Source organism: Stenotrophomonas sp. JC08, assembly GCF_052180205.1.
GTDB lineage: Bacteria > Pseudomonadota > Gammaproteobacteria > Xanthomonadales > Xanthomonadaceae > Stenotrophomonas.
Window position 1 is genome coordinate 409235 of record NZ_CP197473.1, and the last position, 24665, is coordinate 433899.

Here is a 24665-nt window from a genome sequence, read left to right on the forward strand (position 1 = left end):
TGTGCATGGTGCCGGGCCTGCTGTCGGGCAATGCGCTTGCCGGCTGCAACGTCGAGCTGCTGCGTGAGCTGGGCTGGCAGGTGCGACTGGGTGACAGGGCACAACCCGAGGTGGCTGCCGGCAATCCCTGCCAACGGGGCAGCCTGGCCCAGGCGCATGCGCAGGGTGAGCTGCAGTTGCGGCTGCCGATCGGCTACGACGAGGACAGGCGCGAGCAGCTGGCGGCCCGCTTGCTGCAGCAGCCGGCCAGCCGTTGCGCCTTCGCCTTCAAGCTGGGCGCTGCCGCACGGCGCGCCAGTGCCCGGTTGCAGGCCAATCCCGGCTACCGTTTCACGGCCGTGCAACTGGGCTGGATAGGCTTTGGCGCGCGGGGTGCCAACGCGCAGGGCTGGCAGCGGTTCCGCAGTTTCGGCCGCGGCTATGCGCCGGTGGCCGGCAATGCACGGGCACTGGAGGCGTTCTACTCCGGACGGGTGCGTTCCGAATGCGGCGTGGGCAGGCAGGTGGCGCAGCTGGCCACCTTGCGCGAGCTGTTCGGCGATGCCACCTTCGATACCGCTTTCACTGCCGGGGAACTGTCCATCGGCACCTTCCTCACCCTGCACGATACCGAGAGCATCCTGCTGGGCAGCAGTGCCGGCGAGTTCTTCGCCGATGGCAAGGCGGTGCGCACCGCCGCGATGGGGCGACAGGCCTTCATGGCGGTGCCGGGTTTCATTGCCCACGTGTTTGACCGGCAGTATCTGGACGACATCAACAACCAGGCCGAGAATTTCATCATCACCGATCTCAGCGAGGCGGCCGCGCAGGCCCTGGCACATCGGGGCGGGCTGACCTGGTATGACGCGCGCAACCGGCAGATATGGGAGCTGGCACGACAGCTGCCGCCACAGGGGCGACGCGGATTCGAACGGCTGCTGTACGAGCGTGACGCGGCATTGCGGCAGGCCTTGCCGGAGCCGCAACGCGGGATCGTGGCGCGGATCGATAGCCTGCTGGCCGATCCGGTGTATCGGCAGCTGATGATTTATGTGCACCGTCAGGGGGTCAAACCGCTCGGGTATCACGTGGTACGGCTGCTCGACCGCAATCCACGCACTCCGTTCGCCATCGACCTGACCCTGCACAACCTGCACACCACCATTTACCAGCGCTGGCTTGGCAGCCGCCTGCAGGGCTGCGCTGCCGCGACAGCTTCCACCATCAAACGGGGTGAACCATGGAACTGGGGATGATTGGACTGGGCCGCATGGGCGCCAACATGGCGCAGCGGCTGCAACAGGGCGGAATCGCCGTGACCGGCTTCGATCACGGGCAGCCGGCGCGGGAACGGCTGGCGGCCACCGGCATCGCCACCGCGGCGACGCTGGAAGAACTGGTGCAGGCGTTGCCGGCACCGCGCGCGCTGTGGCTGATGGTGCCGTCGGAGGTGGTCGATACGGTGCTGGACCAGCTGCTGCCGCTGCTGGCGCCCGGCGATCTGCTCGTGGACGGTGGCAACTCCTGGTACCGGCACTCGCAGCAGCGTGGCGCACGTTGTGTGGAGCAGGGCGTGGGCTTTGTCGATTGCGGCACCAGTGGTGGCGTGTGGGGACTGCAGGAGGGCTACTGCCTGATGGTTGGTGGCGAACCGGCCGGCGTGCAGCGGCTGGCCCCGCTGTTCGGTGCGCTGGCCCCGGCGCAGGACCGTGGCTGGGCACATGTCGGCCCGGTTGGTGCCGGACATTTCTGCAAGATGGTCCACAACGGCATCGAGTACGGAATGATGCAGGCCTATGCCGAGGGTTTCGCGCTGATGGAGAAAAAGCAGGAGTTCGCGCTGGACCTGGCCCAAGTGGCCGAGGTGTGGCGGCATGGCAGCGTGGTGCGCTCGTGGCTGCTGGACCTCAGCGCCGCTACCCTGCAGCGCAACCCCGGGCTGGAGGGCATCGCGCCGTATGTGGCCGATTCGGGCGAAGGGCGCTGGACGGTCGCCGAAGCGCTTGAGCTGGAGGTGCCGGCACCGGTGATCACCCAGTCGCTGCTGGAACGCCTGCGCTCGCGCCAGGACAATTCGTTCGCCGATCGCATGCTGGCGGCGATGCGCAATGAATTCGGCGGCCATGCGATCAGGAAACCGTAATGCCGGCGTGGCGTGCCACGGTCAGCGCGCCGCCGTACAACAGCCCAGGAGCGGGTCATGCGGAAAATAGGGGTAAGCGGTTTTTGCGCGGTTATCGCGCTGTGGGCGGCAGCAGTGGCCAGCGCGCAGCCGCCACCTGGAGCACTGGCCGCACAGGACAGCGTGCCGGGCGCGGTGCGGATGAGTGATGCGTGGATCACCACCCGGATCAAGGCCGCGCTGGTGCCGTTGCGCCGCGATGACCGGGCCGCGGTCGATGTCGCCGTGCACGAGGGCAGGATGACGCTGTCGGGGCGGGTGGCCGACCGCGTGGCGCATGCGCAGGTTCTCACGCTGGCCCGGCAGGTGCGCGATGTGGTGGACGTGGATGCCGGAGCGCTGCAGATCGACATGACGCAAGCTGCGCATTGAGCCGCCGGCCGCCGATGCCCGTGAGCGTTGAATCATGCAATGCTTGGCGCCCAGCGCATCCGGCCGCTATGGTGCGGCCGGGCAGCTTCCCGGCAGGTGATGTGATGGGCCAGAAGAACCAGGGGGACGTGGATGCTATCCAGATTCACCGATGACGGCTGGGATCGCTGGCGCCTGGGGGGCCTGGCCCTGGCAGCGGCACTGATCATTGTTGTTCCGGCGCTGACCTTGCGGCAGTTGGCCAGTGAAAGTGTCGATGCCGCCAACTGGGTGGCGCATACACAGGCGGTGGGAGCCCGTCTGTACAACCTGCAGGCCGATATCCGTGATGTCGAATCCGCGGCGCTGACCTTGTCCAAGGGCATCGATTCGCCGGCACTGCGGGAGCGTATGGGGCAGCTCAAGCGTATTGACGCCAACCTTGCCGAGCTTGCCAGGCTGGTCAGTGACAGCCCCGAACAGCTGGTGCGGATTGGCCGCATCGAATCGATGCTGGAGCGACGCATGCAGCTGGCCGAGGAGATCGCTGCAAGCAGCGATTCTCCACGGCAGCGGGAGCTGATCGAGGAGATGACCTTCCGTTACCCGATCCGCAACCTGGTGGAGGAGTTGCAGGAGCATGAGAGCCGGCTGCTGGTCGAGCGCCGCGGCAACGCCGCGCGCCACCACCGGGCCTCCTCGGTCGTGGCGTGGAGCTCGCTGGCACTGCAGCTGCTGCTGCTCGGGCTGGTGCTGTGGTTGCTGAAGCGCCAGATCGGCGGGCGCGCTGACGTCGAGGAAAAACTCGTCAGGGCCAGCGCACGCGCCAGTGCGGTGTTGCAGACGGTACGCGAGCCGATCGTGCTGCTCGATGGCGAGCTGCGGGTGGTGCTGCACAACGAGGCATTTTCAGAGCTGTACAACGTCGGCCAGGAGGACATCAATCTGCGTCCGCTGCAGTCGATCGGCGACGGTGTATGGGACGACGCCCTCATCCGCCAGCGGCTGGCCGATGTGCTGTTGCGCGGGCGCGAACTGTGGGACTTCGAGCATGAGCAGCGCAGCATCGACGGCCTGGTGCGGATCATGCTGATCAACGCGCGACGCATGCCGTTGCCGGACGCGGGCGACGAGGCGGTGCTGATGACCGTCAGCGACATCACCTTGCAGCGGGCGGTGCAGTTGCGGGTGGAGGAACTCAACCACCAGCTCGAAGGCAAGGTCGCGCAGATGGCCGAGGTCAACAGCGAGCTGGAGGCGTTCAGCTATTCGGTGTCGCATGACCTGCGGGCGCCGCTGCGGCACATGGCCGGCTTCGCCGACAAGCTGCGCCGCCATATGGGCGAGACCGCCGACGAGAAGGCCACGCACTATCTGCAGGTCATCTCCAGCTCCGCCCAGCGCATGGCGGCATTGATCGACGATCTGCTGGTGTACTCGCGCCTGGGTCGCGGTGCGATGCGGCTGCAGGCGGTGGACATGCAGTCGCTGGTGGCCGAAACCCGCGCGTTGCTGGATTCCAACCGCCGCACCGAGGCCGAGGAGGACGACAGCAGCCATGAGGTCGAATGGCGGATCGGCCCACTGCCGGTGCTGGTGGCCGATGAGAACATGATGCGGCAGGTGTGGCTGAATCTGCTGGGCAATGCGGTCAAGTACAGCGCCGGCCGCGAGCGGGCGGTGATCGAGGTCAGTTCGCAGAAGCTGCCCGATGGCAGCCTGCAGTTCAGCGTGCGCGACAACGGTACGGGTTTCGATATGCAATATGCGGGCAAACTGTTTGGCGTATTCCAGCGCCTGCACAAGGCTGGAGACTATCCCGGGACCGGCATCGGTCTGGCCAACGTGCGTCGGGTGCTGACCCGCCATGGCGGGCGGATCTGGGCCGAGGCCGAGGTCGACAAGGGGGCCGTATTCCATTTCACTCTTCCACCGGCGCCAGGCGCGCCAAACTGAAGGTCCAGAACATGAATTCACTGCGTAGCATCCTGATTGCCGAAGACAGTTCCGCCGATGCCGAGATGGCGACCGATGCGCTGCGCGAGGCACGGCTGGCCAACCCCATCGTGCATGTCGAAGACGGGGTGGAGGCGCTGGACTACCTGCTGTGCCGCGGCGCCTTCGCCGGCCGTAGCGACGGCCTGCCGGTGGTACTGCTGCTGGATATCAAGATGCCGCGCATGGATGGCCTGGAGGTGCTGCAGCGCATCCGTGCCGAAGAGGAGCTGAAACGGCTGCCGGTGGTGATCCTGTCGTCCTCGCGCGAGGAGAGCGATCTGGCGCGCAGCTGGGACCTCGGAGTGAACGCCTATGTGGTCAAGCCGGTCGATATCGACCAGTTCTTCAACGCGGTCAAGATGGTCGGCACCTTCTGGGCGCTGATCAACCAGGCCCCGGGAGTGGAGTGACGGCATGCCCTTGCTGGGAGTTCCGCTGGGACCGCTGCGCATCCTGCTGGTGGAAGACTCCATCGAAGATGCGGAGCTGATATCCGACCAGCTGCTGGAGTCCGGTCTGGAGGCACAGTTCGAGCGCATGGACAGCGAGGCGGGGCTGCTGGCGGCGCTGGCGCAGGGTGCGCCGGACATCGTGCTGTCGGACCTGAGCATGCCCGGCTTCTCCGGTTACCAGGCATTGCACATCGTGCGCGAGCTGCGGCCACGGGTGCCCTTCATCTTCGTGTCCGGCACGATGGGTGAGGAAAACGCGGTGGAGGCGCTGCACGAGGGGGCCAGCGACTACATCATCAAGCACCTGCCGATGCGTCTGCCCTCGGCGGTGGCGCGGGCCATCCGCGAGGCGCGCAGCGAACAGGAGCAGTCGCGGGTCGAAGACGAGCTGATGCGTGCACAGCGACTGGAGAGCCTGGCGCTACTGGCGGCCGGCTTGAGTCACGACCTGCGCAACATCCTGCAGCCGTTGCTGATCGTGCCGGACCTGATCCGTGATCGCAGCGACGACCCCAAGGTCACCCGCCTGGCCGATGTGATCGCCGAATCCGGCCGGCGCGGCCATGAAATGGTGGATTCGATGCTGTCGTTCGTGCGCGGCTCGCGCCAGTCCAGCGAGCGCGTCTGCATGGAGCGCCTGTTCCAGGCGGTGGGCCTGCTGCTCAAGAGCAGCCTGCCTTCCAGTATCGAACTGCGGCTGGAAGTGGAGGATGAGCAACTGGCGGTGGAAGGCAATTTCACCGAGCTGCAGCAGGTGCTGATCAATCTCGGGCTCAACGCGATCCAGGCCATGCCTGACGGCGGGCAGCTGCGGCTGGCCGCCACCCGGGTGCCGGCTGCGGAGGGCGGCGAGCAGCTGTGCATCCGCGTCGTGGACCAGGGCACCGGCATGGACGAGACGACGCTGCAGCGGCTGTTCACGCCGTTCTTCACCACCAAGAGCGCCGGCACCGGCCTGGGACTGGTTTCCTCCCGTCGCATCATCGAAAGCCTGGGCGGTGCGATCACGGTGCACAGCACCCCCGGACAGGGCACCTGCTTCGACCTGCAACTGCCGTTGAACGTGCAGTTGCCGGCCGATGAACAGGCCGCAGCGGCACGGATTCCGGTGGGACGCGGGCAGCGCGTGCTGGTGGTCGACGATGAGGCGATGCGCCTGTCGCTGCTGGGCAATGCGCTTTCCAGCCAGGGCTACCGTCTGCATCTGGCGATCGATGGCGCGGCCGCGCTGCGCCATTTCCAGGAAGCCGGGTTGCCGGATGTGGTGCTGGTGGATGGGGAAATCCCGCTGCTGTCGGCCGGCCAGTTGCTGGCGGAGATGCACGCGCTGGGATACCGCGGCCCGGCGATCGTACTGGAGGGGGAAAGCGCCCGGGCATTTGCGAAAACACCGCCGCCGCCGGGTATCCGCGTGCACGTCCTGCCCAAGCCGCTGGAAATGCAGCGGGTGTTCCGTGCCGTGGCCGATGCGTTGGAGATCGGTTGAGCGGCGTACCCAGGTCTGCGTGTTTTTACGCAGCAAGCGTCGGCGTCGATCCGTCACTGCCCTATCATGTGCGCTCCGTTTCCACGCGGCTTTCGCCGGCGGCCTGTACCGCCCCGGCACCGCAGGCAAGTGACTACCGATGACCACCGTGCTTCTGAGTCTGGGCAGCAATCTGCGGCCGCAACACTATCTCCATCTGGCGGTGGAAGTGCTGCGCGAGCGCTTCGGGCAATTGCGGGTGTCGCCGGCCTACCGCACTGCTGCCGTCGGCTTTGACGGTCCGGATTTCCTCAACAACGCGGTGATGCTGGATACCGCGATGCCGCTGGCCGAGCTGGACCACTGGCTGCACCAGGTCGAGGATGCGCATGGCCGTGACCGCAGTGGTCCGCGCTTCAGCGACCGGACGCTGGATATCGACGTGGTGTACTACGGCGACCTGGTGGTCGAAGGCCCCGGCCATCTGCGGATTCCGCGCCCGGAGCTCAAGCACGCCTTCGTGCTCAAGCCGCTGGCCGATATCGCCCCGGACTTTGTCGATCCGGTGCAGCAGCGCACGCTGGCGCAGATGTGGCGCGCGCATCCGCAGTACGGTGACGCGTTTGACACGGTGGAGTTGCAGGAATAACGGACGCAGCAACGCGTTGCAGCAACCACCGGCTCGTGCCTGTGCGTGCGCTCGCGCCCCGTTGCTCTCCGCGTGTTGCCGGCGTTCTCAGGTCAACGTGCGTCCGCCATCCAGCCGCAGCGTCTGTCCGGTGACATAGCTGGCATCGTCCAGCAGCCAGCGCACCGCCGAGGCGATCTCGTGCGCCGTACCGATGCGCGCCAGCGGCGTGCGCTCCATCAGTTGCTGCTTGGCGGCTTCGCTCTTGCCCTGTTCGGGCCAGAGGATGGCCCCCGGTGCGATCGCGTTCACGCGCACATGCGGGGCCAGCTCCAGCGCCAGTGAGCGCGTGGTCATTTCCAGTGCCGCCTTGGCCGCGCTGTAGGCCGGGTGGTCGCGCAGCGGCTGGCTGGCGTGCAGGTCGGTCAGGTTGACGATGGCGCCGCGCTGGTTGCGCAGGTGGGGCGCGGCGGCCTGGGCCAGAAAGAACGGCGCACGCGCGTTGACCGCGAACAGGTCATCCCATTGCTCCGGCAGCACGTCCCCGAGCGGGGTCGGGAAGAAGTTGGAGGCGTTGTTGACCAGCGCATCCAGCCGGCCGAAATGGCCGACCGCCTGTTCCACCAGATCCGGCAGGGCGGTGACATCGCGCAGGTCCGCTTCCAGTGCCAGCACGCTGCCGGGCCGCTCGCTTTCCAGATCGAACGCCAGCGACTGCAGTTCCTCGCTGGAGTGGTGCGCATGCACGGCGACGCGGTAGCCGTGGGCGTGCAGGTGACGGGCGATGGCGGCGCCGATGCGGCGCGCGGACCCGGTGACCAGGGCCACCCGTTGGAAGTGTGTCATCGGTGTTTTCCCACTCGGCTATCCTGTGCATTGTCCCTGCAAACCACCGTCCCATGCACTTCGACCTGCCCACCCCCGACTCCGATGCGCTTGCGCACAGCCAGCAGCTGGCCGCGCACCTGCGCGCCGACATCCTTGCCCAGGGCGGCGCGGTGCCGTTTTCGCGCTTCATGGAGCTGGCGCTGTATGCGCCTGGCTGGGGCTATTACAGCGCCGGGGCCAGCAAGTTCGGCGCCGCCGGCGATTTTGTGACCTCTCCGGAAATCGGCTCGCTGTTCGCCGCCACCACCGCCAACGCGGTCGCGCCGGTGTTGCAGCAGCTCGGTCCGCAGGCGCGGCTGCTGGAGCTGGGCGGCGGCAGTGGCGCGTTCGCCGAGGTGATGCTCAAGCGGCTGCAGGAACTGGACGTGCTGCCGCAGCGCTACGCGATTCTCGAACCGAGTGCCGATCTGCGCGAGCGTCAGCGTGAGCGTCTGCAGGCGGCGTTGACGCCGGCCCTGTTCGCACGGGTGGAATGGCTTGACCGTCCATTCGATGATGATTGGGACGGCGTTGTGTTCGCCAACGAGGTGCTCGATGCGCTGCCGACACCGCGCTTCCTGGCCAGCGATGGCGAGATCTACGAGGAAACCGTGGAGCTGGATGCCGAGGGCCGTTTCGTGCGCGGCGCGATGCCGGCCGATGTCCTGTTGAACGCCTCGGTCCGCCATATCGAAACCTATCTGGAGCGGCCGTTTGCGCACGGTTACCGCTCGGAGGTGCTGCCGCAGTTGCCGTACTGGATCCAGGCGGTGGCCGGTGGCCTGCAGCGCGGCGCGATGCTGTTCATCGACTACGGCTACCCGCGCTCGGAGTTCTACCAGCACGACCGTATCGACGGCACGCTGCGCGCGTTCTACCGCCACCGCATGCACAACGACGTTTACCTGTGGCCGGGTCTGCAGGACATCACCGCGTCGGTGGATTTCACCGCGCTGGCCGAAGCCGGCACCCACGCAGGATTCGATCTGGCCGGCTACAGCAACCAGGCCAGCTTCCTGCTGGGCAACGGCATCACCACGCTGCTGGAACAGGCGGAGGAGCAGGCCGACGAACTGGCCCGCAACCGCCTGCGTGACCAGCTCAAGAAGTTGACCCTGCCGACGGAGATGGGCGAGCGCTTCCAGGTGATGGGCTTCAGCCGCGAGGTCGATTTCTCGGCGGCATTCCTGATGGGTGACCTGACCTGGCGGCTGTGAGCGGGATCCTGCGGCCATTGCGCCACCGCCGGTTCTGGCTGGGCCTGTGGAGCGGGGCGGTCATCGTGGTGATCGCGCTGTGCCTGCTGCCACCGCCGCCGCTGGCATTGCCGCACAACAGCGACAAGCTCGAGCACTTCCTCGCCTACTTCCTGCTGGCTGCCAGTGCGGTGCAACTGTTCGCCTCGCGGCGGGCGTTGTGGGTCGTGGCGTTCGTGCTGCTGGCAATGGGCGTGGCCATTGAATGGGCGCAGGGCGCGTTGACGGCCAACCGGGTGGCCGACCCGCAGGATGTGCTGGCTAACAGCCTGGGCATCCTCGCCGGCATGGCGCTGGCCTTCACACCGCTGCGCAACCTGCTGGCGCGGTTGCAGCCACCGCGCTGAGAAGAAGGGACAGGCCGTGGCCGGTACGGCCTGTCCGCGGTTGCCGGCAGATCAGCGGGTCTGCATTTCCACCTGGTCCAGCACCCACATCCGCGGGCGGGTATCGCCGCTGAAGGTCATGCACAGATCGGTGACCTGCTCCGGGCCGGCACGCAGCGGTGCCACCAGCTCGATGAAGCCGTCCTCGCCCGCTTCCTGCGGCAGTGCCACGCTGGCCAGCACGCGGCCTTCGCAACCGGCACGCACTTCGAACTCGCCGTACCTGGCCACCGGCTTGCGGAAGCGGCGCTTGGCCTCGTCCTCCTTCAACAGGCCGAAGTTGTAGGGAATGCGGCCGGCACGGACCTTGAACGCGGTGACGTCCTGCAGCTGTGCGTTTTCCCACAGCCAGCACGGGTTGAAGATGGTGACATCGAAGCTGTCACGCAGCGCGCCATCGAGCGGGTTGTCATCCTCCAGCCGCAGCAGCAGGCGCCCGCCCTGCGGGCATTGCGCCAGGGTCTTGTCGGTACGGGTCAGCAGCGAGGCCGCATCGAAATTCCAGACGCCGGGTGCATCGGCCAGCGGTCTGCCATTGAAGAAGGTCATCGCCTTCAACGTGGTCGGCACCGGCAGGGTCAGCGCGCCCGGATAGGCCGCCGATTGCGCGGTCGGCGTGCTGCCATCGGTGGTGTAGCGGATGTCGCGGTAGCTGAGCGGATTGGACAGCTCCACCGTCACCTTGTTGCCGATGCGGTCGTCCTGCCGCTGCATCGCCACCGCCAGCGCGGTCTGACCGTAGGCGATGCCCAGTGCCTTGTAGCGCTGCAGCTGCGCCGGCAGGCGGGCCAGGAAGTCGTCGTAGCTCTTGCGCTCCAGCGGCGTCCAGGCGATCTCGGCCAGTGCCGCCATGCGCGGGAACAGGTTGTGCTGCAGGCGCTCCCAGGTGCGGGTGTGCTCGGTCCACAGGTTGGCCTGCACGCCGATGATGTGCTTGCGCTGCGCTTCGGTCAGCTGCGTTGGCACCGGGTCGAACGCGTACACCCGCTGCATCGAGGTGAACTTGGGCCGGCCCGGCGGCTCGTCCGGCGAGTTGGTCTGCAGGAAATCCAAGTACAGCGTATTGCCCGGTGCCATCACCACGTCATGGCCGTGGGTGGCCGCTTCGATGCCGCCTTCGATGCCGCGCCAGGACATCACCGTGGCTTCCGGCGGCAGGCCGCCTTCGATGATCTCGTCCCAGCCGATCAGCTTGCGGTCGTGGCTTGCAAGGAACTTCTCCAGGCGCTTGAGCATGTGCGACTGCAGCGCCTCCTCATCCTTCAGCCCCAGTTCGCGGATATAGGCCTGCACCTGCGGCGAATCCTGCCACTGGTACTTGACCGCCTCATCGCCGCCGATGTGCACGTACGGGCCGGGGAACATCTCCAGCACTTCGGTCAGGATGTTTTCGAGGAACTGCAGCGTCTCCTCGCGCGGATTGAACAGGTAGGGGTTCACGCCCCAGTTGTGCGAGGTTGCGGTCGGGCCATCGACCACGCCATGTTCCGGGTAGGCGGCCACCGCGGCCTGGGCATGGCCCGGCACGTCGATTTCCGGCACCACGGTGATGTGGCGGGCGGCAGCGTAGGCGACCACGTCGCGGATCTGCTCCTGGGTGTAGTAACCGCAGTACAGATTTGGCGAGCCGTCGGCCTTGACCCCGGCCTGACCGGCCGGTGCACGGCAGCTGCCGACCTCGGTCAGCTTCGGGTAGCGCTTGATCTCCATGCGCCAGCCCTGGTCATCGGTGAGATGCCAGTGGAAGGTGTTGAGCTTGTGCAGGGCCATTGCATCGAGCACCAGCTTGATCTGCTCCACGCTCTGGAAGTGGCGCGCCGAATCGAGCATGAAGCCCCGCCAGGAAAAGCGGGGGGCGTCGGTGATGCGGACGGCGGGCACGCTGACGCTTCGGGCATCGGCGTCGGCCGTGAGCATCTGCAACAGGCTCATCGAGGCATTGAACAGGCCGGCGGCATCGACCGCGCGCAGGGTGACGCCGTTGCCGGCCACCTCCAGCGTGTAGCTGCCCGGTACGGCCTTGGCGCCGGAGGTGTCCAGCTCGAAGCGGATGCCATTGGCGGCGCGCTTGTTTCCGCTGTGCCGCTGAAGTTGCAGCGGGCTGGTTTTGGCCAGCAGTTCGATGAACTGGCCGGCCACCGTGGCCGGAACCCCATCAGCGGCGATGACGGTGGTGCGGCTGTCGATGGTGAAGCCGGCCCCGCCCGGTTGTACCTGCTGGGGGGCGGGGATTACCGGGACGGCAAGTGATGCCGGTGCTTGCGGGGTGGCGGCAGTGGCAACACTGGCGCCGATCAGGAGGCAGCTGGCCAACAGGCTGCGGACGGGAAAATTCGTGGGCAGGCGGGTCATGGGTGCTCCGGAAGAATGTGTGCCGTTATCTCAAAAAAAAGCGGGCCTGGAAAACCCAGGCCCGCTGGAGGAGAAAGAACAGCGGGTAAAACAGTTGGATCAGCGGTGTTGCATCAGAACGCGAAGCGCAGCGAGCCCACGAAGCGACGGCCACTCAGGTAGGCACCGCGGGTGAGCTGCTCCACCTGCGAGTAGGAGTGGTACTTCTCGTCGAGCAGGTTCATGCCTTCCAGGGCAACGGTCAGGTGATCGTTGATCTTGTAGGCAACCGAGGCGTCCACCGAGGTGTAGTCCATGGTCCACAGGTCGCGGCCACCGCTGACGTTGGTGAAGTACTTGTCACGCCAGTTGTAGGTCACGCGCGCGGAGAACTTCTCGTTCTCGTAGAACGGAGCGAAGTTGAACTGGTGCTTGGAGTTGTAGGGCAGCGGACGGCCATTGGTGGCCTCGCCATCGGAGTAGGTGTAGTTGGCGACGATGCCGAAACCCGCGCCGAAGTTCTGCTGCCATGCCAGCGAAGCGCCCTTGATCTTGGCATCACCGGCGTTCTGCGGACGGTCCACCTGGTACTGGGTGTCGATGTTCTGGTTCTGGTTCCAGTGGGTCTCGGTACGCGAGGCCATCAGGATGTAGTCGGCGATGTCACGGTAGAACAGCGAGCCGGCCAGGATCGCATCCTGCGAGAAGTACCATTCGGCCGAGAAGTCCACGTTGGTCGAGCGGTACGGCTTCAGGTCCGGGTTGCCGCCGCCGCCGGTCAGGGTCTGGTCGGCCAGCCAGATGTAGCTGGAGACATCGGCATAACCCGGGCGTGCCATGGTCTTGGCCACCGAGCCACGCAGCACCAAGCTGTCGGTGGCGTCATACACCAGGTTCAGGTTCGGCAGCGTGTTGTTGTACTTGCTCTTCTGTACGCGCCACTCGTACTTGTCCATCGGGCACGAGCTGACGTTGACGGAGCAGGCCCAGGCACCGCTGCCGAGCTCGGTCTGCACATAGCGCACGCCGATGTTGCCGCGCAGGCGGTCGAAGCTGAAGTCGGCCTGCAGGTAAGCGGCCTTGGTGTCCTCATCGATCGTCCAGGTGTTGCGGACGAATTCGGCGGCGTTGAACGGCGACAGCTCCGGCATGGTCTGCCACGGTGCCAGCCAGGCGCCGCTGGAGATGAAGTCGGCCAGCTGCCAGCCGTCGATGGTGAAGCGGTTGCCCAGGTCGCCAAAGCCACCGAAACCGCTCAGGTAGTTGTCCGGCAGCGGGCGCGGGTTGAAGTCGGCGGCATTGCCGTTGCCGTAGCCGGCCACCGAAGCCAGCGCCACGCCACTCTGGATCTGGCTGGTCTGGTGGTCACGCTGCTTGTAGCCGGCGCGCAGCAGGTAGACCGGCGAATCCAGCTTCAGGCCGAAGTCGAACTGGCCGTAGGTTTCCTTGTCCACGGTCGGCTTGTGCACCAGGTTGCCGCCCCAGCCGGTGTTCCAGTCCGGAGAATCCGGATCGGCACCCCAGCCGCCGTCCATCTCGAACATGCTCGGGTCGGTGAACGGATTGGCACCGTGGAAGGTCACGCTGCCCGGATTGTTCGGGGCACCGGCGATCGACCAGGTGTAGTCGGTGCGGGCGAGGAACTCGCCGAACACCTGCTCCGGACCACCTTCGGCCTTGGTGCTGCCGATGTGGGTCGAGGCGGACCAGCGCTCGTCATTCCAGTCGATCTTGACGTCGTAGGTTTCCGACTCGACCTTGGCGCGGCGGTTCTGCAGGTCGAAGATGGCCAGTCCGTTCTTGTGCGTGCCGCTGGTGATCAGCCCGTCCTTGACGGTCACGTCGGTCATGGTGAACAGGCTGTTCCAGGCGTTGCCCGGCATCACGAACATCGACTGCGCCATGTGGTCGAAGTTGGCGTCGATCTTCAGCGCGTTGACTTCGATGTTCAGCTGCTCGACCGGCTTGAACTGCAGCGTGGCCGAATAGGTGTTGCGCTTGCGCTCCTGCTCGAAGAAGTGCGCGCTGATCGAGTTCGGGCCGACCGCATCGAGATTGTTGGCCAGGGTTTCAGCACAGGCGCCGACGCAGGTCGGGTCCTTCGGTGCGCCGATCGACCAGTCCATCGGCGGATTGATCACCGAGCCGCCACCGCCCTGGCCCTGGTAGTAATCCTTGCCTTTCACGGTGCCGTAGGCTTCGATACCGTCGCGGCGGATGCTTTCTTCCTGCGACTGCGCCGACAGCATCACGCCGAAGTTCTCGGCGGCGTTCTTCCAGCCGAAGGCCACCGAGGCCTGCGGGTCGGTCTTCTCGACGCGGTCGTTGCGGGCGAAGCTGACCTGGCCGGTGACGGAGATGTTCTCCGGCATGTCCAGCGGCTTGCGGGTGGAGATGATCGCGGTGCCGCCGATCGAGCCTTCTTCCAGGCGCGCTTCCGGCGACTTGTAGACCTCGACCTTGCCCACCAGCTGCGGTGCCAGCAGCGAGTAGTTGAAGGTGCGGGTCGGGAAGTCGGACATGTTCCAGTCGCCCGAGGCGATGGACTGGCCGTTGAGCAGCGTGCGGTTCAGCGACGGGTCGGTGCCGAGGATGGAGACCTTCTCGCCTTGGCCGTAGGCCTTGTCGATGGTCACGCCGGGGATGATGGTCATCGCTTCGGCGACGTTGGAGGCCGGGAACTTGCCCACGTCTTCGGCGGTGATCACATCGACGATGGCATCGGCGTTGCGCTTGCTGTCCAGGGCCTGCTGCAGGCTGGCACGGATACCGGTGACGACGACGCGGTCAAGCTCGGTGGCGTCCTGCTCGACGGCCTCCTGCGCGTGCACCGAGAAGCTCAGGCAGGTGACGATGGCGGCGGATAGTACGGACTTGCGGTACCTCATGATGTCTCTCCTCATCATTGTTGGATTTCCGGTGGTGTGTACCGGCACTACGTAGGTGGAGTACATGTCCTGGCGACGTGCCGTGACACGGTGTTACTGCGGTTGGCGATCTCGGGTTAGACGTGCTTGCGGCCCAGATACCAGCTTGCGGCGCCGATGACGCCCAGTTGCCCGTGCTCAACCAGCTTCACGGGAATGTCTTGCAGCGCCCTGGTCATCGGCCCCTTGTTGAGGAAGCGTTCGACAAAGGTGCTGTGCAACAGGAACTGGCTGATCTTCGGCAGGATGCCGCCAGCCAGGTAGATGCCGCCCTTGATGCCGTACAGCAGGGCCATGTCGCCGATGATCGAGCCGAGGATTCCGCAGAACAGCTGCAACGTCTCGGTGGCGGTCGGATCGTCATGGCCCAGTGCCGCGGCACTGATGGCATCGGGTGTGGTGTGTACGGGGGCCTGTCCGCGTACCGCGCACAGGGCGTTGTAGAGATTGAGCAGGCCCGGTCCGGACAGCGCCTGTTCGATGCAGACGTGGCTGCGGCCGCACTGCATCTGCTGCAGCACTGCCATCTCCAGGTCGGTGGTCGCCGACAGCGAGGCCTGGCCCGCTTCGGTGGCCAGCACCACAATGCGCTGGCCATCGGGAATGCATACCGCCGCACCCAGGCCGGTGCCGGGGCCGACGATCAGGCGCGGTCCGTGCACCGCTTCGGCCGGGCCGGTGAGCTGTACCACCTGGTTGGCATCGATGTGGGCGGTGGCGTGCGCCACGGCCTCGAAGTCGTTGACCAGGTGCACGCTTTCAAAACCGAGGTCGTCGCGGATGCGCGTGGTGCTCAGTGCCCACGGCAGATTGGCGGAAATCACCGTGCCGTCGTCCATTGCATAGCCGGCGGTGGCGATGACGCAGTCCTCGACCGGCGCAGTGTGGCTGGCGAAGTCGGCAAGGATCGCGTCCAGGCCCGAATGGTCGGCGCAGCGGTACTTGCGATAGGACAGGACGTCGATGGCCGGCCGCTCGCCGCTGCCGGCCTGGATCAGGCCGACACGCACATGCGTACCGCCGACATCCGCAGCGAAGAATGGCCGGTGAGCGGAGTCAGGACGGGCGCTCTGTGGTGGGGGGACAGCAGCAGTCACTCGGATTCCCTTGTCGCGGAGGAGGTGCCCAAGCGGGCGAATTTCGGGGCCGAGTCTGTAGTCGATTTGACAACGATGTCAACGAATAATTACAAGTTTTGATGCTGCATTGCAGCGTGTCCGGCGCAAATACCGCCGGTGCATGAATTGTTGCATCAGATAGCTTCAACCCGCTGGAATGCTCCTGTCGCGGATGAAACTCAGGCTTGCAAAGGCTTGCGGAAGATCTAGGGGTGGCCGCAGTGGCAGTGCCGCAGCGGCACGTTGTTGACAAACGTGTCAGCAACAAACAATAAATGTGACAACGTTGTTCCCACGTAATCGCTGGACGGTCCGCACCGTCTCCCGCATCTGCAGGAGCTTTCCCATGTCCGCTGTTCCCGCTTCCACGCCGCGTACCGGCATGGCGTCCTCGATCGCCATCGTCGGCGTGCTGTTCTTCATCATCGGCTTCTGCACCTGGATCAACGGTCCGCTGATCACCTTCGTCAAGCTGGCCTTCGACGTGAGCGAGGTCTCGGCGTTCTTGGTACTGATGGTGTTCTACCTGTCGTACTTCTTCCTGGCACTGCCGGCCTCGTTCATCCTCAATCGCACCGGCATGAAGAAGGGCCTGGCGTTGAGCCTGGCGGTGATGGCGGTCGGCGCGATGGTGTTCGGTGAATTCGCCACCCGTCGCTGGTTCGGTGGTGCGCTGGGCGGCCTGTTCGTGATCGGTGGCGGCATGGCGCTGCTGCAGACCGCGGTCAATCCTTACATCAGCATCCTTGGCCCGATCGAAGGTGCCGCGCAGCGCATCGCGCTGATGGGCATCTGCAACAAGATCGCCGGCATGCTGGCACCGGTGGTGATCGGCACCTTCGTGCTGCAGGGTATCGGCGACCTGGAAACCCAGGTGCAGGCGGCCGATGCGGTGACCAAAGCCGAGCTGCTGAACACCTTCGCGGCCAAGATCCACACCCCGTACATGGCGATCGCAGGCGTGCTGCTGCTGGTCGCGGTCGGCGTGCTGTTTTCGCCGCTGCCGGAAATCCGTGCCGATGAGGCCAATGCCGGCAGCAATGGCGCGAAGGACGAGCGCCGCAGCATTTTCCAGTTCCCGCATCTGTGGCTGGGTGTGTTCTGCCTGTTCGTCTATGTGGGCGTGGAAGTGATGGCCGGTGATGCCATCGGCACCTATGGCAACGCCTTCGGCCTGCCGCTGGACAGCACCAAGCTGTTCACCTCCTACACCCTGTTCGCAATGCTGGTGGGCTACGTGGTCGGGCTGGTGCTGATTCCGCGCTTCATCTCGCAGGAAAAGTACCTGGCGATTTCCGCGACGCTGGGCGTGCTGTTCACGCTGGGCGCGTTCTTCACCCATGGCTATGTATCGGTGGGCTTCGTGGCTGCGCTGGGCTTCGCCAACGCGATGATGTGGCCGGCGATCTTTCCGCTGGCGATCCGCGGCCTGGGGCGCTTCACCCAGACCGGTTCGGCACTGCTGGTGATGGGTATCGCCGGCGGCGCGATCATCCCGCAGGCCTTCGCCCTGCTCAAGCATGCCTACCCGGAGCATTTCCAGCTGGTGTTCGCCGCGCTGATGATCCCCTGCTACCTGTACATCCTGTACTTCGGCACCGTCGGACACAACGTGGGCAAGGCACGTGGCAGCTGAATCGAGCATCATGGCGGTCATCGAGCCAACGCGGGAACCTGTAATGCGTAGACCCACCATCAAGGATGTCGCCGAGCGCGCGAAAGTCTCACTGAAGACCGTGTCACGCGTCATCAACAACGAACCGTCGGTGATGCAGGCCACCCGTGCACGGGTGCTGCGCGCCGTGGCCGAGCTGGACTACGAGCCGGATCCGGCCGCCCGCAACCTGCGCAGCAACACCACCTTCGTGATCGGGCTGGTGTACGACAACCCCAATCCGTACCACATCATCGGTGTGCAGAACGGCGTGCTGTCGGCGTGCCGTGAAACCGGTTTCGGCCTGCAGATCCATCCGTGTGACTCGACCTCGCCGATGCTGGCCGAAGAGCTGGCCGACTGGGTGCAGCGTTCGCGCCTGGCCGGGCTGGTGCTGACCGCGCCGATGTCCGAGCGCCCGGAGCTGGTGGCCGCCCTCAATACGCGCGGCATCAAGACGGTGCGCATCATCGCCGCCACCGAGGATCCGGGCGACGGCGCGTGCGTGTTCGTCGATGACCGCGATGCCGCCTACGAGATCACCGAACACCTGATCCAGCTGGGCCACCAGCGCATCGGCTTCCTCTGGGGGGATACCCAGCACCGTTCCAGCGGCGAGCGCTATGCCGGCTACGAGGCCGCGCTGAAGGACTACGGCATCCCGCTGGACAAGCATCTGGTGGTGCCCGGCGATTACACCTTCGATGACGGCTTCCGCGGCGCGCGCCGCCTGCTGGCGTTGCGCGAGCCGCCCACCGCGATCTTCGGCTCCAACGACGAGATCGCCGCCGGTGTGCTGGCGGCGGCCAATTCGGCCGGACTGAACGTGCCTTACGACCTGTCGATCGCCGGCTTCGAGGACAGCCCGTTCTCGCGCCAGTCGTGGCCGGCGCTGACCACCGCCAAGCAGGCCACCGGCGACATCGCCCGGCATGCCGCGCGCCTGCTGATCAGCCAGCTGCGCACCGATGCCTACGATGACAACCCGGTGCAGCTGCACAACCAGGGCTTCGTGCCGCAGCTGGTGGTGCGTGGTTCCACCGCGCCGCTGCGCCAGCAGCCATCGCGTCCTCCTTCCTCCCCTCCTGACTTGTCCGAGTAACGATCCATGGCATTGCCGACTGAAACCGAAACCCTGATGTTCCGCGAGGCTGCTGAAAGCGCCTCGGTGATCGCCGCGCAGTTCGCCCGCAACCGTGAAGTGGTGCAGGCGCTGGCCGCCGACCTGCGGCAGAATCCGCCGCCGTTCATCGTCACCTGTGCACGCGGCAGTTCCGATCACGCCGCCACCTACGGCAAGTACCTGTTCGAGACCCAGCTGGGGCTGGTGACCGCTTCGGCCTCGCCGTCGGTGGGCTCGGTCTACGAGGCTCCGCTGCAGGTGCGTGGCGCGCTGTACATCGTGGTTTCGCAGTCGGGCAAGAGCCCGGACCTGCTGCGCAATGCCGAGGCGGCCAAGGCCGCCGGCGCGCGCGTGGTGGCACTGGTCAACGTCGAGGATTCGCCGCTGGCGCAGCTGGCTGATACCGTGATCCCGCTGGGCGCCGGTACCGAGCGCAGCGTCGCGGCGACCAAGAGCTATCTGGCGTCACTGGCCGCCTTCCTGCAGCTGGGCGCGTACTGGAAGAACGATCCGGCGCTGATCGCCGCGCTCGACCAGCTGCCGGCGGCGCTGTCCCAGGCATGGGAGTGTGACTGGAGTGCGGTGACCGACGGTCTGGCCGACGCTCACAACCTGTTCGTGCTCGGCCGCGGCCCGGGTCTGGCGGCGGCGCAGGAAGCGGCGCTGAAGTTCAAGGAAACCTGTGGCCTGCATGCCGAAGGCTACAGCTCGGCGGAAGTGAAGCACGGTCCGATGGCGCTGGTCGGCAAGGATTTTCCGGTGCTGGCGTTCGCGCTGCCCGATGAAACCGGTGCCGGGACCCGCGCCGTGGCCGAAGAGTTCGCCGCCCGCGGTGCCAAGGTATGGCTGGCCGGCGAAGGCGGCGCTCTGCCGGTGGCCGCCGCGCCGCACCCGCTGTGCGCGCCGCTGCTGATCGTGCAGAGCTTCTACCGCGCGATCAACGCATTGGCGCTGCGCCGGGGCAACAACCCGGATCTGCCGCCGCACCTGAACAAGGTCACGGAAACGGTCTGATGAGGACGGTATTGCGCAACGGCCGGATTCTTGCCGGCGAGGACTTCCGCGACGATGTCGCGGTGGTGGTCGAGGACGGCCGTGTCGCCGCGGTGGTCGCGCTCGATGATCCGCAGCTGGCCGGGGCCGACGCGGTCGTCGACCTGCAGGGCGGCTGGCTGATGCCGGGCTTCATCGACGTGCAGGTCAACGGCGGCGGCGGGGCGTTGTTCAACAACCAGACCGACGTCGACGCGTTGCGCACGATGGTGGCCGGACATCGCAAGTTCGGCACCACCGGCATGTTGCCGACACTGATCAGTGACGATGCCGAAGTGATGGCGCGTGCGGTGCAGGCCACCCGCGAGGCCATCGCCGCGCAGGTGCCGGGGGTGCTCGGCATCCATCTGGAGGGGCCGTACATCGCCCCGGCGCGCAAGGGCACGCACGATGCCGGCAAGTTCCGCGTGCCTGATGCCGATGAAGTGCGCATGGCGACGTCGCTGGACAATGGCGTCACCCTGATCACGCTGGCACCGGAGCGGGTACCGGCGAGCACGATCAGGCAGATGGTCGCCAATGGCGCGATCGTCGCGGCCGGCCATACCGCCGCCAGCTACGAGGAAATCCGTACCGGGCTGGAAGCCGGCATCACCGGTTTCACCCACCTGTACAACGCGATGACGCCGTTGCAGGGGCGTGAGCCGGGCGTGGTCGGCGCGGCACTGGAAGATGCGGACAGCTGGTGCGGCGTCATTGTCGATGGCGTGCACGTGCATCCGGCCAGCCTGCGGGTGGCGCTGGCCGCCAAGCCGCGCGGCAAGATGCTGCTGGTCACCGACGCGATGCCGATGGTGGGTTCGGACAATCCGGCCTTCGAGCTGTATGGCGAGGTGATCACCGCCGTCGACGGCGTGGTGCGCAATGCCGCCGGTGCGCTGGCCGGCTCGGCGCTGGACATGGCCACTGCGGTGCGCAATACGGTGCATCTGCTGGGCCTGCCGCTGGCCGAGGCCTCGCGCATGGCTTCGACCTACCCGGCGCAGTTCCTCGGCCTGCAGGACCGCTACGGCCACATCGCAGCGGGCTACCAGGCCGACTTCGTGCTGCTCGACCAGACGCTGCAGGTGCAGGCCACCTGGATCGCCGGCCAGCGCGACTGAGCCGGCGGGAGTGGGCGCGAACATCCGTTATGCCTCGGTCGATGCCCTGCGCGGCATCACCGTGGCGGCGATGCTGCTGGTCAACAATCCCGGCAGCTGGTCGCAGGTGTTTCCTCCCTTGCTGCACGCGCAGTGGCACGGCTGCACCCTGACCGACCTGGTGTTCCCGTTCTTCCTGGTGATCGTCGGCGTGTCGATCGCGCTGGGGGTGGTGCCACGCATGGAGCAGGGTGGAGATCGCGCGGCGTTGAGCCGCACGGTACTGGTGCGGGCGCTGCGGATTCTCGGCCTCGGCCTGCTGCTGCACTTTCTGGCGTGGTGGTGGCTGGAGCTGCCGCATTACCGGCCGTGGGGAGTGCTGCAACGCATCGGTATCTGTTTCGCGCTGGCCGGCATGGCCGCGATCTGGCTGCGGCCGCGGGCGCAGTGGCTGCTGCTGGGCGGCGTGCTGAGCGGTTATGCGTTGCTGCTGGCCGCCAGTGGTTCGCTCGAGCCGCTGCTCAACCTGCCCAGCCGCGTCGATAGCGTGCTGCTGGGACCGTTGCTGTACCAGTACGACACGGCCACGGGTCAGGGACATGATCCGGAAGGCCTGCTGTCCACGCTGGGCGCGCTGGCCTCAACGCTGATCGGCCTGCAGGCCGGCGCGATGCTGCGCACGCGCCCCGTGCATCTGCTGGTTGGCGCGGTGATCCTGCTGGCGGCAGGCCTGCTGTGGTCGGCCTGGCTGCCGTTCAACAAGAACCTGTGGACGCCGTCCTACGTGTTGTGGACCGCCGGCTGGGCGTTTGCGAGCCTGTGGCTGGCGCATGTGCTGATCGACATCCGCCACTGGCCGGCGCTGGGCCGCCGTTTCGGCGTCAACGCGATCACCGCCTATGCGGGTTCCTCGGCGATGGTGCTGGCGTTGATGGCCACGGGCGTCTGGAGCGGACTGTGGAGCCAGCTGTTCGATCGCTGGATCACGCCGCTGGGCGGGGCGCAGCTGGCGTCGCTGCTGATGGCGCTGGCCTTCGTTGCGCTGTGGTGGTTGCCGATGGCGTGGATGGACCGGCGCCGCATCTATCTGAAGATCTGAGCGGCAAGGCAGCGTGTCACCGGCCTGCATCAGGCAGGGCGGAAAATTGCGCTGCATCCGGACGCAGAGACGCTTATCGTCGCGACAGGGCTGCTACAGTCGCGCCTGAACTCCCACTTGTGCAGGAATCCGATGGAAAACGAAGCCCCCTTCACGCCGCTCAATGAGCTGGAAGCCCGTTTGCTGCAGGCGCAGGAAGGCCAGCTGAAAACCGGGGATTTCCTCGACTGGATGCTGGGCCAGAAGATCTTCGTGCTGCTGGACAAGGAAATTCCCGAAGGCGGCGAGTGGGATGACAGCATCACCCCGCTGGTGCTCACCAATGAACTCGACGAGCCGATGTTCGCGGTGTTCTCGGCAACCGAGCGGGCGCTGGTCTGGAGCGAGCAGGCGCCGGCATTCGAGAACGCGCTGCATCTGGATTTCCGCTGGCTGCTGGGCGGCATCGCCGATGGCGTGGGCATCGTGCTCAATCCCGGTTTCGATGTGGGCATGGAACTGACGCCCGACTCGGTCACCCAGCTCAAGCAGCGTGCTGCGGCACTGGCGCGCGCGGCCGCGCCTTAACGCGCCGCGGCAATCGCGCCGACACGAGCCTTGGCCAGGGCCTCGCCGATGGCGGGGCCTTTGAGCCCTTCGGTGGCGATGTCGCGGGCATTGACCGCCAGCGCGGCGGCATGCAGGCGCAACAATGTGGCGCGCTGCGGATAGTCGCTGTCTTCGAAGCCGAGCCGGCCGCGCTTGTCGCATTCGCATACCAGCGCCATCTGCGCGATGCGCTCGGGCCGGCGGAACCCATCGCAGCGGGAAATCAGTTCCAGCACGGTGGCGTCATGCAGCTCGTCGATGCAATGCACGTTGAGGTGTTCGCGACAGGCCGCTTCGGCCAGCTGGCGGTGGTCGGTGGGGATTTTCAGGCGTTCGCACAGCGCCGCCAGCGGCTTCAGGCCACGCTGCTCGTGCATGATGTGGCGCGGCAGCTCATCGTGCGGCGTCAGCGCCTTGCCCAGATCGTGGGTGAGGGCGGCGAAACCGATCAGGTCGTCCCCCGGCGCCAGCTGCGCGGCCATGTCGCTGACCATTTCCTGATGCACGCCGGTGTCCACTTCCGGATGAAACTCGGCGCGCTGCGGCACGCCGTACAGCGCGTCCACTTCCGGCAGGATCGCGGCCAGTGCACCGGTAGCGTGCAGGCTGCGCAGGAAGGCCGACGGTTGCGCGCTGGCAAGCGCCTTGCGCAGCTCCTGCCAGATACGCTCGGGCACCAGCGCGTCCAGCTCGCCGCTGTCGGCGATCTGCCGCATCAGCGCGGCGGTTTCAGGAGCGAGGGTGAAGCCCAGCGGTGCGAAGCGGGCGAGGAAACGCGCCGCGCGCAGCACCCGCAGCGGGTCTTCCACGAAGGCCGGGCCGACATGGCGCAGCACGCGCTGCTCGATGTCGCGCAGGCCGCCCCACGGATCGACCAGCTCACCGCTGCTTTCGTCGCGGGCGATGGCGTTGATGGTGAAGTCGCGGCGCTGCAGGTCTTCCTCCAGCGTCACCGAGGGCGCGGCATCGACCACGAAGCCGCGATAGCCGCGCCCGGACTTGCGTTCGGTACGCGCCAGCGCATGTTCCTCGCCGGTGTCTGGATGCAGGAATACCGGGAAATCCTTGCCCACCGCCTTGAAACCACGCGCTTCCATGTCCGCCTGGGTGGAGCCGACCACCACCCAGTCACGGTCGCCGGGCTGCAGGCCGAGCAGGGCATCGCGGACCGCGCCGCCAACGAGATAGATCTTCATGCGTACATCATGCCCGAAGCCGGCAGCGGCAAAGGCTACTGCGCATAGGCGTCGCGGATCTGTTCGGCATACTCGGTCAGCGTTCCCAGGCCGATGCGCTGGCGACGTGCATCGACGTTGGCTTCGTCCTCGATCGGCGCCGGCAGCCAGTGCCCGTCCTCCTTGATGAACTGGGTGCCGTACAGCTGCTTCTGATCGCGGCCGGTGCGCACCCGGTCGACCAGATAGGCCAGATGCGAAGGACTGGCGTCCTTTTCCAGCACGGCCTTTTCCAGCAGTTCCAGCACCTGTTGCTGGAAGTCCGGGTCGAGGTCGGCATGTTGGGCCAGCAGCCACGCCGCCTGTGCCCCGTCCTTGTAAACGAGCTTGTAGCCGGGCCAGCCGCGGGTATCGATCAGGTTCTTGAGCCAGCCGGTGTTGTCACGGTCGATGGCTTGCATTTCTTCCAGAAGCGTCCTGTTTTCCGGATCGGCCATCAGGCGGCCACGCATCTGCTGGTCGTGGTTCATGCGCACGAACAGTTCGTGGCGCAAGGCGCGATCGGTACCGGCAAGGTGGCGGTCTTCTTCCTGGCGGGCAAGATCGAGCAGCGGCTGCCAGCGTGGATCGCCGTGCAGCGGGGCGAAATCCGGGTCCTGCTCGATATCCGCGACACGCGTGTAATGGCTGAGGATGGTGTCGCGCAACTGCTCGAAGGCCGCATCCGCATCGCCTGCCAGCGCGAGGCAGCAGGCGGCGTTGTAGCCATCACTGCGGATGGCGTCCGGCATCTGCGTCAGCTGCGTGTAGATCAGTGCGCAGCGGCTGTGATCCCTGGCGTTGTAGGCCTTCTGCGCGTCAGCGCGGCTGGGGGCGGCCGTTGCCAGTGCCGGCAACAGCATGATGCCGGCAAACAACACGGCGGAACTGAAAACGTGGCGCATGCTGACG

General features: G+C 66.3%; 21 protein-coding genes. 15 read left to right on the plus strand and 6 right to left on the minus strand.

The annotated features are described in order from the left end of the window. The first annotated feature begins 5 nt into the window (after positions 1–5). The 7 genes from ACSBPQ_RS01765 to folK all read left to right on the plus strand — a co-directional run bounded on the left by ACSBPQ_RS01765 (position 6) and on the right by folK (position 7076). A complete protein-coding gene (locus ACSBPQ_RS01765) occupies positions 6–1235 on the plus strand; it encodes a hypothetical protein (RefSeq protein ID WP_442684478.1) in 1230 nt (409 codons plus the stop codon). Further along, complete coding sequence (gene gnd, locus ACSBPQ_RS01770) at positions 1220–2122, plus strand: phosphogluconate dehydrogenase (NAD(+)-dependent, decarboxylating) (protein ID WP_442683381.1); 903 nt, start codon at positions 1220–1222, stop codon at positions 2120–2122. The genes ACSBPQ_RS01765 and gnd overlap by 16 nt, the downstream gene beginning before the upstream one ends. Positions 2123–2179: 57 nt before the next feature. After that, complete coding sequence (locus tag ACSBPQ_RS01775; RefSeq protein WP_442683382.1) at positions 2180–2533, plus strand: BON domain-containing protein; 354 nt, start codon at positions 2180–2182, stop codon at positions 2531–2533. Positions 2534–2665: 132 nt separating this feature from the next. Beyond that, positions 2666–4468 carry a sensor histidine kinase gene (locus ACSBPQ_RS01780; protein ID WP_442683383.1) on the plus strand — a complete coding sequence of 601 codons (1803 nt, stop codon included), beginning with the start codon at positions 2666–2668 and terminating at the stop codon, positions 4466–4468. 11 nt (positions 4469–4479) lie between these two features. Beyond that, positions 4480–4920 carry a response regulator gene (locus tag ACSBPQ_RS01785; RefSeq protein WP_442683384.1) on the plus strand — a complete coding sequence of 147 codons (441 nt, stop codon included), beginning with the start codon at positions 4480–4482 and terminating at the stop codon, positions 4918–4920. Between the two features lie 4 nt (positions 4921–4924). After that, positions 4925–6448 (plus strand): response regulator, encoded by a 1524-nt coding sequence (locus ACSBPQ_RS01790; RefSeq protein ID WP_442683385.1) that lies wholly within the window; start codon positions 4925–4927, stop codon positions 6446–6448. A gap of 139 nt (positions 6449–6587) precedes the next feature. Next, complete coding sequence (gene folK / locus ACSBPQ_RS01795; RefSeq protein WP_442683386.1) at positions 6588–7076, plus strand: 2-amino-4-hydroxy-6-hydroxymethyldihydropteridine diphosphokinase; 489 nt, start codon at positions 6588–6590, stop codon at positions 7074–7076. Positions 7077–7163: 87 nt separating this feature from the next. Here the strand turns inward: folK and ACSBPQ_RS01800 are convergent, their stop codons facing one another. Continuing rightward, positions 7164–7901 (minus strand): pteridine reductase, encoded by a 738-nt coding sequence (locus ACSBPQ_RS01800; RefSeq protein ID WP_442683387.1) that lies wholly within the window; start codon positions 7899–7901, stop codon positions 7164–7166. A gap of 53 nt (positions 7902–7954) precedes the next feature. Here ACSBPQ_RS01800 and ACSBPQ_RS01805 point away from each other — a divergent pair, with 53 nt between their 5' ends. Both ACSBPQ_RS01805 and ACSBPQ_RS01810 read left to right on the plus strand, forming a co-directional pair. After that, on the plus strand, positions 7955–9139 hold the full coding sequence (locus ACSBPQ_RS01805; RefSeq protein WP_442683388.1) for a class I SAM-dependent methyltransferase: 1185 nt from the start codon (positions 7955–7957) through the stop codon (positions 9137–9139). Next, complete coding sequence (locus ACSBPQ_RS01810; RefSeq protein ID WP_442684479.1) at positions 9127–9525, plus strand: VanZ family protein; 399 nt, start codon at positions 9127–9129, stop codon at positions 9523–9525. Before ACSBPQ_RS01805 ends, ACSBPQ_RS01810 begins: the two co-directional genes overlap by 13 nt. Positions 9526–9576: 51 nt before the next feature. On the opposite strand, the gene ACSBPQ_RS01815 is transcribed toward ACSBPQ_RS01810, so the two are convergent. The 3 genes from ACSBPQ_RS01815 to ACSBPQ_RS01825 form a co-directional block, all read right to left on the minus strand. Continuing rightward, positions 9577–11916: a beta-N-acetylhexosaminidase gene (locus tag ACSBPQ_RS01815; RefSeq protein WP_442683389.1), complete on the minus strand. Its 2340-nt coding sequence runs from the start codon at positions 11914–11916 to the stop codon at positions 9577–9579. A 113-nt stretch (positions 11917–12029) separates the two neighbouring features. Then, the gene (locus ACSBPQ_RS01820) at positions 12030–14783 is read right to left on the minus strand and encodes a TonB-dependent receptor (protein WP_442683390.1); all 2754 of its coding nucleotides are present in this window, start codon (positions 14781–14783) and stop codon (positions 12030–12032) included. Between the two features lie 116 nt (positions 14784–14899). Beyond that, on the minus strand, positions 14900–15919 hold the full coding sequence (locus tag ACSBPQ_RS01825) for a glucokinase family protein (protein ID WP_442683391.1): 1020 nt from the start codon (positions 15917–15919) through the stop codon (positions 14900–14902). Between the two features lie 367 nt (positions 15920–16286). Between ACSBPQ_RS01825 and ACSBPQ_RS01830 the strand changes: the two genes are divergently transcribed. The 6 genes from ACSBPQ_RS01830 to ACSBPQ_RS01855 all read left to right on the plus strand — a co-directional run bounded on the left by ACSBPQ_RS01830 (position 16287) and on the right by ACSBPQ_RS01855 (position 22518). Then, a complete protein-coding gene (locus tag ACSBPQ_RS01830; protein ID WP_442683392.1) occupies positions 16287–17576 on the plus strand; it encodes a sugar MFS transporter in 1290 nt (429 codons plus the stop codon). A gap of 43 nt (positions 17577–17619) precedes the next feature. Further along, the gene (locus tag ACSBPQ_RS01835) at positions 17620–18696 is read left to right on the plus strand and encodes a LacI family DNA-binding transcriptional regulator (RefSeq protein WP_442683393.1); all 1077 of its coding nucleotides are present in this window, start codon (positions 17620–17622) and stop codon (positions 18694–18696) included. A gap of 6 nt (positions 18697–18702) precedes the next feature. Then, the gene (locus tag ACSBPQ_RS01840; protein ID WP_442683394.1) at positions 18703–19731 is read left to right on the plus strand and encodes an SIS domain-containing protein; all 1029 of its coding nucleotides are present in this window, start codon (positions 18703–18705) and stop codon (positions 19729–19731) included. Then, a complete protein-coding gene (gene nagA, locus ACSBPQ_RS01845) occupies positions 19731–20873 on the plus strand; it encodes an N-acetylglucosamine-6-phosphate deacetylase (protein ID WP_442683395.1) in 1143 nt (380 codons plus the stop codon). Before ACSBPQ_RS01840 ends, nagA begins: the two co-directional genes overlap by 1 nt. Before the next feature lie 70 nt (positions 20874–20943). After that, on the plus strand, positions 20944–21951 hold the full coding sequence (locus ACSBPQ_RS01850; RefSeq protein WP_442684480.1) for an acyltransferase family protein: 1008 nt from the start codon (positions 20944–20946) through the stop codon (positions 21949–21951). A 132-nt stretch (positions 21952–22083) separates the two neighbouring features. Then, positions 22084–22518 carry an SseB family protein gene (locus ACSBPQ_RS01855; RefSeq protein ID WP_442683396.1) on the plus strand — a complete coding sequence of 145 codons (435 nt, stop codon included), beginning with the start codon at positions 22084–22086 and terminating at the stop codon, positions 22516–22518. Here ACSBPQ_RS01855 and ACSBPQ_RS01860 read toward each other — a convergent pair. Both ACSBPQ_RS01860 and ACSBPQ_RS01865 read right to left on the minus strand, forming a co-directional pair. Beyond that, on the minus strand, positions 22515–23735 hold the full coding sequence (locus ACSBPQ_RS01860; protein WP_442683397.1) for a multifunctional CCA addition/repair protein: 1221 nt from the start codon (positions 23733–23735) through the stop codon (positions 22515–22517). The genes ACSBPQ_RS01855 and ACSBPQ_RS01860 overlap by 4 nt on opposite strands. Positions 23736–23770: 35 nt before the next feature. Continuing rightward, complete coding sequence (locus ACSBPQ_RS01865) at positions 23771–24658, minus strand: DUF6624 domain-containing protein (RefSeq protein WP_442683398.1); 888 nt, start codon at positions 24656–24658, stop codon at positions 23771–23773. Positions 24659–24665 lie beyond the last annotated feature (7 nt).

What these genes read in the sequence shown, in the direction of transcription:
- ACSBPQ_RS01805 (WP_442683388.1), top strand. Translation starts at nt 7,955, where the DNA reads ATGCACTTCGACCTGCCCACCCCCGACTCCGATGCGCTTGCGCACAGC.
- folK (WP_442683386.1), top strand. Translation starts at nt 6,588, where the DNA reads ATGACCACCGTGCTTCTGAGTCTGGGCAGCAATCTGCGGCCGCAACAC.
- ACSBPQ_RS01775 (WP_442683382.1), top strand. Translation starts at nt 2,180, where the DNA reads ATGCGGAAAATAGGGGTAAGCGGTTTTTGCGCGGTTATCGCGCTGTGG.
- ACSBPQ_RS01800 (WP_442683387.1), bottom strand. Translation starts at nt 7,901, where the DNA reads ATGACACACTTCCAACGGGTGGCCCTGGTCACCGGGTCCGCGCGCCGC.
- ACSBPQ_RS01790 (WP_442683385.1), top strand. Translation starts at nt 4,925, where the DNA reads ATGCCCTTGCTGGGAGTTCCGCTGGGACCGCTGCGCATCCTGCTGGTG.
- ACSBPQ_RS01780 (WP_442683383.1), top strand. Translation starts at nt 2,666, where the DNA reads ATGCTATCCAGATTCACCGATGACGGCTGGGATCGCTGGCGCCTGGGG.
- ACSBPQ_RS01815 (WP_442683389.1), bottom strand. Translation starts at nt 11,916, where the DNA reads ATGACCCGCCTGCCCACGAATTTTCCCGTCCGCAGCCTGTTGGCCAGC.
- ACSBPQ_RS01830 (WP_442683392.1), top strand. Translation starts at nt 16,287, where the DNA reads ATGTCCGCTGTTCCCGCTTCCACGCCGCGTACCGGCATGGCGTCCTCG.
- ACSBPQ_RS01820 (WP_442683390.1), bottom strand. Translation starts at nt 14,783, where the DNA reads ATGAGGTACCGCAAGTCCGTACTATCCGCCGCCATCGTCACCTGCCTG.
- ACSBPQ_RS01850 (WP_442684480.1), top strand. Translation starts at nt 20,944, where the DNA reads ATGCTGCTGGTCAACAATCCCGGCAGCTGGTCGCAGGTGTTTCCTCCC.
- ACSBPQ_RS01860 (WP_442683397.1), bottom strand. Translation starts at nt 23,735, where the DNA reads ATGAAGATCTATCTCGTTGGCGGCGCGGTCCGCGATGCCCTGCTCGGC.
- gnd (WP_442683381.1), top strand. Translation starts at nt 1,220, where the DNA reads ATGGAACTGGGGATGATTGGACTGGGCCGCATGGGCGCCAACATGGCG.
- ACSBPQ_RS01785 (WP_442683384.1), top strand. Translation starts at nt 4,480, where the DNA reads ATGAATTCACTGCGTAGCATCCTGATTGCCGAAGACAGTTCCGCCGAT.
- ACSBPQ_RS01835 (WP_442683393.1), top strand. Translation starts at nt 17,620, where the DNA reads ATGCGTAGACCCACCATCAAGGATGTCGCCGAGCGCGCGAAAGTCTCA.
- nagA (WP_442683395.1), top strand. Translation starts at nt 19,731, where the DNA reads ATGAGGACGGTATTGCGCAACGGCCGGATTCTTGCCGGCGAGGACTTC.
- ACSBPQ_RS01840 (WP_442683394.1), top strand. Translation starts at nt 18,703, where the DNA reads ATGGCATTGCCGACTGAAACCGAAACCCTGATGTTCCGCGAGGCTGCT.
- ACSBPQ_RS01855 (WP_442683396.1), top strand. Translation starts at nt 22,084, where the DNA reads ATGGAAAACGAAGCCCCCTTCACGCCGCTCAATGAGCTGGAAGCCCGT.
- ACSBPQ_RS01765 (WP_442684478.1), top strand. Translation starts at nt 6, where the DNA reads ATGGTGCCGGGCCTGCTGTCGGGCAATGCGCTTGCCGGCTGCAACGTC.
- ACSBPQ_RS01865 (WP_442683398.1), bottom strand. Translation starts at nt 24,658, where the DNA reads ATGCGCCACGTTTTCAGTTCCGCCGTGTTGTTTGCCGGCATCATGCTG.